Here is a 7,152-nt window from a genome sequence, read left to right as displayed (position 1 = left end):
CCCTCGCCCCCACCCCGGCACCCGTCGACGCGCCCGGCGAGAAGACCCTCGGCGTCTTCCAGACCGTCAAGCGGGCCCTGGAGGTCTTCGGACCCGAGGTCATCGAGTCGTACATCATCTCCATGTGCCAGGGCGCCGACGACGTCTTCGCCGCCGCCGTCCTCGCCCGCGAGGCCGGCCTGATCGACCTGCACGCCGGCTGGGCCAAGATCGGCATCGTGCCGCTGCTGGAGACCACCGACGAGCTCAAGGCCGCCGACACCATCCTCGAAGACATGCTCTCCGACCCCTCCTACCGGCGCCTCGTCGCCCTGCGCGGCGACGTCCAGGAGGTCATGCTCGGCTACTCCGACTCCTCCAAGTTCGGCGGCATCACCACCAGCCAGTGGGAGATCCACCGCGCCCAGCGCCGCCTGCGCGACGTCGCCCACCGCTACGGCGTCCGCCTGCGCCTCTTCCACGGCCGCGGCGGCACCGTCGGCCGCGGCGGCGGCCCCACCCACGACGCCATCCTCGCCCAGCCCTGGGGCACCCTGGAGGGCGAGATCAAGGTGACCGAGCAGGGCGAGGTCATCTCCGACAAGTACCTCATCCCGTCCCTGGCCCGGGAGAACCTCGAACTCACCGTCGCGGCCACCCTCCAGGCCTCCGCCCTGCACACCGCACCCCGCCAGTCCACCGAGGCCCTCGCCCGCTGGGACGCCGCGATGGACGTCGTCTCCGACGCCGCCCACGCCGCCTACCGCCGCCTCGTCGAGGACCCCGACCTGCCGACGTACTTCCTCGCGTCGACGCCGGTGGACCAGCTCGCCGACCTGCACCTGGGCTCCCGGCCCTCCCGCCGCCCCGGCTCCGGCGTCTCGCTCGACGGACTGCGCGCCATCCCGTGGGTGTTCGGCTGGACCCAGTCCCGGCAGATCGTCCCCGGCTGGTTCGGCGTCGGCTCCGGCCTCAAGGCCCTGCGCGAGGCGGGCCTGGACACCGTGCTCGACGAGATGTACGGACAGTGGCACTTCTTCCGCAACTTCATCTCCAACGTCGAGATGACCCTGGCCAAGACCGACCTGCGGATCGCCCAGCACTACGTCGACACCCTCGTCCCCGACGAGCTCAAGCACGTCTTCGACACCATCAAGGCCGAACACGAACTGACCGTCGCCGAGGTCCTGAAGGTCACCGGCGAACAGGAACTCCTCGACGCCGAACCCGTCCTCAAGCAGACCTTCGCCATCCGCGACGCCTACCTCGACCCCATCTCCTACCTCCAGGTCGCCCTGCTCAAGCGGCAGCGCGACGCGGCCGCCGCCGGCGAACAGCCCGACCCGCTGCTCGCCCGCGCCCTGCTCCTCACCGTCAACGGCGTGGCAGCGGGCCTGCGCAACACCGGCTGACCCGCACCCCGGACACAACCGTGCCCCCGAGCCCGTACAGGCTCGGGGGCACGGTCACGTTTCCACCTCAGCCGCGGCCGAGCCTCCGGCGACGCAGCACCAGGAACCCGCCACCCGCGACCAGCGCCGCGGCCACACCGGACAGCAGCCCCACCGGAGCCCCGTTGCCCGTCTCGGCCAGATCACCGTCGGCACCGCCCTGCGGCGACGCCGACGGCGACGAGGACGCCGACACGCCCCCGCCGGCCGACGCACTCGGGGACGCCGAGGACGTCGGAGACGCCGACGAGCCCGGTCCGGCCGACGGCGACTCGGACGCCGAGGACGAGGACGACGGCGACGGCGAAGCCGACCCGGACGGCGTCGAACCGCCGGGCTCCTCGTCCTCGCAGTCCGTCCAGAACACCTTGTGCTTGGCGGCACCCTTCTCACCGTCGAAGTTCCAGAACAGCTTGTAGTGCCCGTCCGGCAGCGACAGATCCTCCGTACGAGCGTGGCCCTGGCCGTCCAGCGTGAGCGCGCCCGACTTCACCGTCTCCCCCTTGTTCTCGCTCGGGGGAATCGCGTTGATGTGCCAGTCGACCTCCTGGACACCGTCAAAACCGAAAGCGTCCAGGTAGAACGTGCACACATGAGGCTCGTTGCGGCGCAGTTCCTCGCCCGTCGAAGCGTCGTGGATCTTGACCGTGCCGTTGTCACCAGGAGGGGTCGCGTGAGCGGCCGGAGCAAGCAGGAGGACCGCGGAAGCGGCGGCGCAGACAGCGCCGCCGGGCATGAGGGTTCGCATCGAGAGGACGTCCATCTTCGTGAAGGGACCGGGAAGATGTGGAGGGGGCGGCTCAGCTTCCAGCCTCGCCAGAAGCCCCGTCAAGCACGAACGCGCAACGCTCGTCCCCTCCACAGAAGGGAAGAACGCCCCAGCCCCTCAGACGGACACGAAAGCCGCCGTCAGCAACGCCACCCCCGACAACGCCATCACCCACGCCGCCCGCGTCCGCAGCAGACCGCCCGCCACCACCACCGACGCCAGCAACAGCGCACCACCCAGCGGAATCCACGCGTACAGCACCCCGGCCGGACCCGAACGCACCGCCTCATCGCTGCCCGGCTTCATGACCACCGTGTAGGTCCGGCCCTGGTGCACCGCGACCGACCTCTCCAGCACCACCCGCGACCGCGGCTGCGAACCCTCCGACAACGGCGCGTACCGGCCCGTACACGTGTCCGGCCCGCACCGCGTCACATCGACCGTGCCGTGCTCCCGGCCCTTCGTCAGCATCACGTGCTGCGCCGTACCCCACGACGCCCACACACCCGCGATCAGGATCAGCACCGCCACCGTGCCCATCGCCGCGAACCGCCCCCACCGCAGCACGGCATGGGCGCTCTGGTGCGTGGCGGCGGCAGAGGCAGGCATGGCCGGGATCATTGGCCATACCCGCGCGGCCGGTCAACTCCCGCGGGTGACAAGTCAGGAGTTGTACGTACTCTGCGCCCGCTCCAGCCCCTCGATCACCAGACACTCCACCGCGTCCGCCGCCCGGTCCACGAAATAGTCCAGCTCCTTGCGCTCCGCCGACGAGAAATCCCGCAGCACGAAATCCGCCACCGGCATCCGCCCCGGCGGCCGGCCGATCCCGAACCGCACCCGGTGATAATCCGCCCCGAACGCCTTCGTCATCGACTTCAGCCCGTTGTGCCCGTTGTCCCCGCCCCCCAGCTTCAGCCGCAACACCCCATAATCGATGTCCAACTCATCATGAATCGCCACCACATGGGCGACCGGCACCTTGTAGAAATCCCGCAACGCGTTCACCGGCCCGCCCGACAGATTCATGTACGACATCGGCTTCGCCAGGACCACCCGCCGGCTCGACAGCCCCGGCGGCCCGATCCGGCCCTCGACGACCTGCGCCTGCGCCTTCCCGGCCCGCTTGAACCTCCCCCCGACCCGGTCCGCCAGCAGATCGGCCACCATGAAACCCACGTTGTGCCGGTTCCCCGCATACTCCGGCCCCGGATTGCCCAGCCCCACGATCAGCCACGGAGCGGCCGCATCGGTCGTCACGTCCATGTCTCCTTCATACGCGTCGGCCGCTGCTCCGCACGGGAACAGCGGCCGACGAAACGACGACGAAGAGGATCAGGCCTCGGCGGCCTCGTCGCCCTCGGACTCCTCGCCCTCGGCCTCCTCGGCCTGCGCGGCCAGGACCTGCAGGACGACCGTGTCCTCCTCGACATCCAGCGTCGTGCCCTTCGGCAGCGGGATGTCCTTGGCGAGAACGGAGTCACCCGCCGTCAGACCCTCCACGGACACCGTCACCGACTCCGGGATGTGCGTCGCCTCGGCCACCACCGGCAGCGCGTTCAGCACGTGCTCCAGCAGGTTGCCGCCCGGGGCCAGCTCACCCTCGGTGTGCACGTAGATCTCGACGTTGACCTGCTCGCCACGCTTCACCAGCTGCAGGTCCACGTGCTCCAGGAAACCCTTCAGCGGGTCACGCTGCACGGCCTTCGGAATCGCCAGCTCGTTCTGCTTGCCGTCGATGTCCAGCGCGATCAGCACGTTCGGCGTACGCAGCGCCATCAGCAGGTCGTGACCCGGCAGGGTCAGGTGCAGCGGGTCCGAACCGTGCCCGTACAGCACACCCGGAACCTTGTCCTCACGACGGATACGGCGCGCGGCACCCTTGCCGAACTCGGTGCGCGTCGCGGCGGAGATCTTCACCTCGGACATACTCACTCCTCGAAGTCAGAAACGGACGTGGTCACCCGGCCACGAACGGCCTGCTACGAAGAGCGCGTCGATAACGGACCACCGCACAAGCTTCCAGAAGAAGCGGTACGGCCTCCCTCGCCGAGCAACTTCAGCAGTCTACTCGGCGACAGAGGCCGCACCCAAAACGATCTACACAACCCCGGTCAAGAGGACCAGGAGCTCCTACTGCTCGTCGAACAGGCTCGTCACCGAACCGTCCTCGAACACCTCACGCACCGCACTCGCGATCGTCGGCGCGATCGACAGCACCGAGATCTTGTCCAGATCCGCACTCAGCTCACCCGGCGTCGGCAGCGTGTTCGTGAACACGAACTCACTCACCCGCGAGTTCTTCAGCCGATCCGCCGCCGGACCCGACAGCACCCCGTGCGTCGCCGTCACGATCACGTCCTCCGCGCCGTGCGCGAACAGCGCGTCCGCCGCGGCACAGATCGTCCCGCCCGTGTCGATCATGTCGTCCACCAGGACACACACGCGCCCCTTCACCTCACCCACGACCTCGTGGACGGTGACCTGGTTCGCCACATCCTTGTCCCGGCGCTTGTGCACGATCGCCAGCGGCGCGCCCAGCCGGTCGCACCAGCGGTCCGCGACCCGCACCCGGCCCGCGTCCGGAGACACCACCGTCAGCTTCTCCCGGTCCACCTTCCGGCCCACGTAGTCCGCCAGCAACGGCAGCGCGAACAGATGATCCACCGGACCGTCGAAGAAGCCCTGGATCTGGTCCGTGTGCAGATCCACGGTCAGCAGCCGGTCCGCACCCGCGGTCTTCATCATGTCCGCGATCAGACGCGCCGAAATCGGTTCACGTCCCCGGTGCTTCTTGTCCTGCCGCGCGTAACCGTAGAACGGCACGATGACGGTGATGGAGCGGGCCGACGCACGCTTCAGCGCATCGATCATGATCAACTGCTCCATGATCCACTTGTTGATCGGAGCCGTGTGGCTCTGGATCAGGAAGCAGTCGGCACCACGTGCCGACTCCTGATACCGCACATAGATCTCGCCGTTCGCGAAGTCGAAGGCCTTCGTCGGGACAACCCCGACACCCAACTGCTGGGCGACCTCCTCGGCAAGCTCGGGGTGGGCGCGGCCGGAGAAGAACATCAACTTCTTCTCGCCGGTCGTCTTGATCCCGGTCACAGCACTGTCTCCTCAGAGGTGTCGCAGCTGGGGTATCGAGAGACCTCTCAGCCGCTTGCGAGAGGCCGTCTCAGCTGGTGGGGGTGCGGGGTGTGCACTTATCACCGTACGCCGTGTTTCAGGCACCGGTTTCCGGTCAGCCCTCCTCGGCCGACCCCCGGGAAGCCGCCTCGGCCGCCTTCGCAGCCGCGCTCCCCGGACGCTTCCGAGCCACCCAACCCTCGATATTCCGCTGCTGACCACGGGCCACGGCCAGCGAACCGGGCGGCACATCCTTGGTGATCACGGACCCGGCAGCGGTGTACGCACCGTCCCCGACCGTGACAGGCGCCACAAACATGTTGTCCGAGCCCGTACGGCAATGCGAACCGATGGTCGTGTGGTGCTTCTCCCGACCGTCGTAATTCACGAACACACTCGCGGCCCCGATGTTGGAGTACTCACCGATCGTCGCGTCACCGACATACGACAGATGGGGCACCTTCGTCCCCTCCCCGATCGACGCGTTCTTCGTCTCGACATACGTCCCGATCTTGCCCTTCGCGCCCAGCCGCGTCCCCGGGCGCAGATACGCGAACGGCCCGACCGACGCCCCGGGCCCCACCTCCGCACCCACAGCCACCGTGTTGTCGACACGCGCACCGGCACCCACCCGGGTATCGGTCAGCCGGCAGTTCGGCCCGACCTCCGCGCCCTCCCCGAGATGGGTCGACCCGTGCAGCTGCGTGCCCGGGTGGACGACGGAGTCCTGCTCGAACGTGACGGTGACATCGATCCAGGTGGTCGCCGGGTCGATCACCGTCACACCGGCCAGCATGGCCTCGGTGAGCAGCCGGTCGTTGAGAATGCGACGCGCCTCCGACAACTGCACGCGGTTGTTGATGCCGGCGATCTCACGGTGGTCGCCCGCGACGGACGCCCCGACCCGATGCCCGGCCTCACGCAGAATGCCGAGGACATCGGTCAGGTACTCCTCGCCCTGACTGTTGTCCGTCCGCACCTTCTTCAGCGCCTCGGCGAGCAACTGCCCGTCGAACGCGAACACCCCCGAGTTGATCTCCCGGATCGACCGCTGCGCGTCGGTGGCGTCCTTGTGCTCCACGATCGCCGTCACGGCACCCGAGTCGTCCCGCACGATCCGGCCGTAGCCGGTCGCGTCCGGCACCTCGGCGGTCAGCACGGTGACCGCGTTGCCGTCCTGCGTGTGGGTGGCGGACAGGGCCCGCAGCGTCTCGCCGGTCAGCAGGGGAGTGTCCCCGCACACGACGACGACCGTCCCGTCGACGGACCCGCCGAGCGCCTCCAGCCCCATGCGCACGGCGTGCCCGGTGCCGTTCTGCTCCGCCTGAACCGCCGTGCGGACGTCCGGGGCGATCTCACCGAGGTGGGCGGTGACCTTCTCCCGGGCGTGGCCGACCACGGCGACCAGGTTCTCGGGCTGCAGCTCGCCCGCGGCGGCGAGCACGTGTCCCACGAGACTGCGGCCGCAGAGCTCGTGCAGGACCTTGGGTGTGGCCGACTTCATACGGGTGCCCTCACCCGCTGCGAGAACGACGACGGCTGCCGGGCGGTTGGCGCTCACGGGATGCCCTTCGGCTGTGGATGGGGTGGGGTGACATCCGCAGGATACCGGGGGGTTTTTGTGGGGGGTGGGGGTGTGGGGCCTGGCATTCCTGTCAGGCCCCACACCGTGCAGCTCCGCCAGCTGGATTCGAACCAGCACTACAGGGCTTCAAAGGCCCGCGGGCTACCAGTTACCCCATGGCGGATGGCTGCATCAGACCTTACCTGAGGAGACGGATGCGGTGATCCCGGAGACCATTCCATGCCACCAGCCCT

Annotated in this window: 7 protein-coding genes and 1 tRNA gene; 1 reads left to right on the top strand and 7 read right to left on the bottom strand. The window is 68.8% G+C overall.

The window, feature by feature from the left end; all coding sequences use genetic code 11:
* Window positions 1-1,391, top strand: a 1,391-nt coding sequence (locus CCL05_RS39345; protein ID WP_143590024.1) for a phosphoenolpyruvate carboxylase, incomplete at its 5' end; no start/stop codon positions are given.
* Between the two features lie 67 nt (window positions 1,392-1,458).
* On the opposite strand, the gene CCL05_RS39340 is transcribed toward CCL05_RS39345, so the two are convergent.
* The 7 genes from CCL05_RS39340 to CCL05_RS39310 form a co-directional block, all read right to left on the bottom strand.
* Window positions 1,459-2,178, bottom strand: a complete 720-nt coding sequence (locus tag CCL05_RS39340; RefSeq protein WP_086565401.1) for an LPXTG cell wall anchor domain-containing protein — start codon at window positions 2,176-2,178, stop codon at window positions 1,459-1,461.
* 138 nt (window positions 2,179-2,316) lie between these two features.
* Window positions 2,317-2,820, bottom strand: a complete 504-nt coding sequence (locus CCL05_RS39335; RefSeq protein WP_086565400.1) for a hypothetical protein — start codon at window positions 2,818-2,820, stop codon at window positions 2,317-2,319.
* Window positions 2,821-2,862: 42 nt separating this feature from the next.
* Window positions 2,863-3,465 (bottom strand): aminoacyl-tRNA hydrolase, encoded by a 603-nt coding sequence (gene pth, locus CCL05_RS39330; protein ID WP_086565399.1) that lies wholly within the window; start codon window positions 3,463-3,465, stop codon window positions 2,863-2,865.
* Between the two features lie 69 nt (window positions 3,466-3,534).
* Complete coding sequence (locus tag CCL05_RS39325; RefSeq protein WP_086565398.1) at window positions 3,535-4,128, bottom strand: 50S ribosomal protein L25/general stress protein Ctc; 594 nt, start codon at window positions 4,126-4,128, stop codon at window positions 3,535-3,537.
* A gap of 204 nt (window positions 4,129-4,332) precedes the next feature.
* Complete coding sequence (locus tag CCL05_RS39320) at window positions 4,333-5,313, bottom strand: ribose-phosphate diphosphokinase (RefSeq protein WP_020271633.1); 981 nt, start codon at window positions 5,311-5,313, stop codon at window positions 4,333-4,335.
* Between the two features lie 136 nt (window positions 5,314-5,449).
* On the bottom strand, window positions 5,450-6,895 hold the full coding sequence (gene glmU, locus CCL05_RS39315; protein ID WP_086565397.1) for a bifunctional UDP-N-acetylglucosamine diphosphorylase/glucosamine-1-phosphate N-acetyltransferase GlmU: 1,446 nt from the start codon (window positions 6,893-6,895) through the stop codon (window positions 5,450-5,452).
* A 114-nt stretch (window positions 6,896-7,009) separates the two neighbouring features.
* Window positions 7,010-7,082, bottom strand: a tRNA-Gln gene (locus tag CCL05_RS39310).
* Window positions 7,083-7,152 lie beyond the last annotated feature (70 nt).

Source organism: Streptomyces africanus (assembly GCF_002150735.1).
GTDB classification, from domain to species: domain Bacteria; phylum Actinomycetota; class Actinomycetes; order Streptomycetales; family Streptomycetaceae; genus Streptomyces; species Streptomyces africanus.
Note: the sequence above shows the minus strand (reverse complement) of the source record. Positions and strands in the feature narration are given on the sequence as shown.

Bases quoted from the DNA above. Each gene is read 5' to 3' on its own strand.
- CCL05_RS39340 (WP_086565401.1), bottom strand. From the start codon at position 2,178: ATGCGAACCCTCATGCCCGGCGGCGCTGTCTGCGCCGCCGCTTCCGCG.
- CCL05_RS39335 (WP_086565400.1), bottom strand. From the start codon at position 2,820: ATGATCCCGGCCATGCCTGCCTCTGCCGCCGCCACGCACCAGAGCGCC.
- CCL05_RS39325 (WP_086565398.1), bottom strand. From the start codon at position 4,128: ATGTCCGAGGTGAAGATCTCCGCCGCGACGCGCACCGAGTTCGGCAAG.
- pth (WP_086565399.1), bottom strand. From the start codon at position 3,465: ATGGACGTGACGACCGATGCGGCCGCTCCGTGGCTGATCGTGGGGCTG.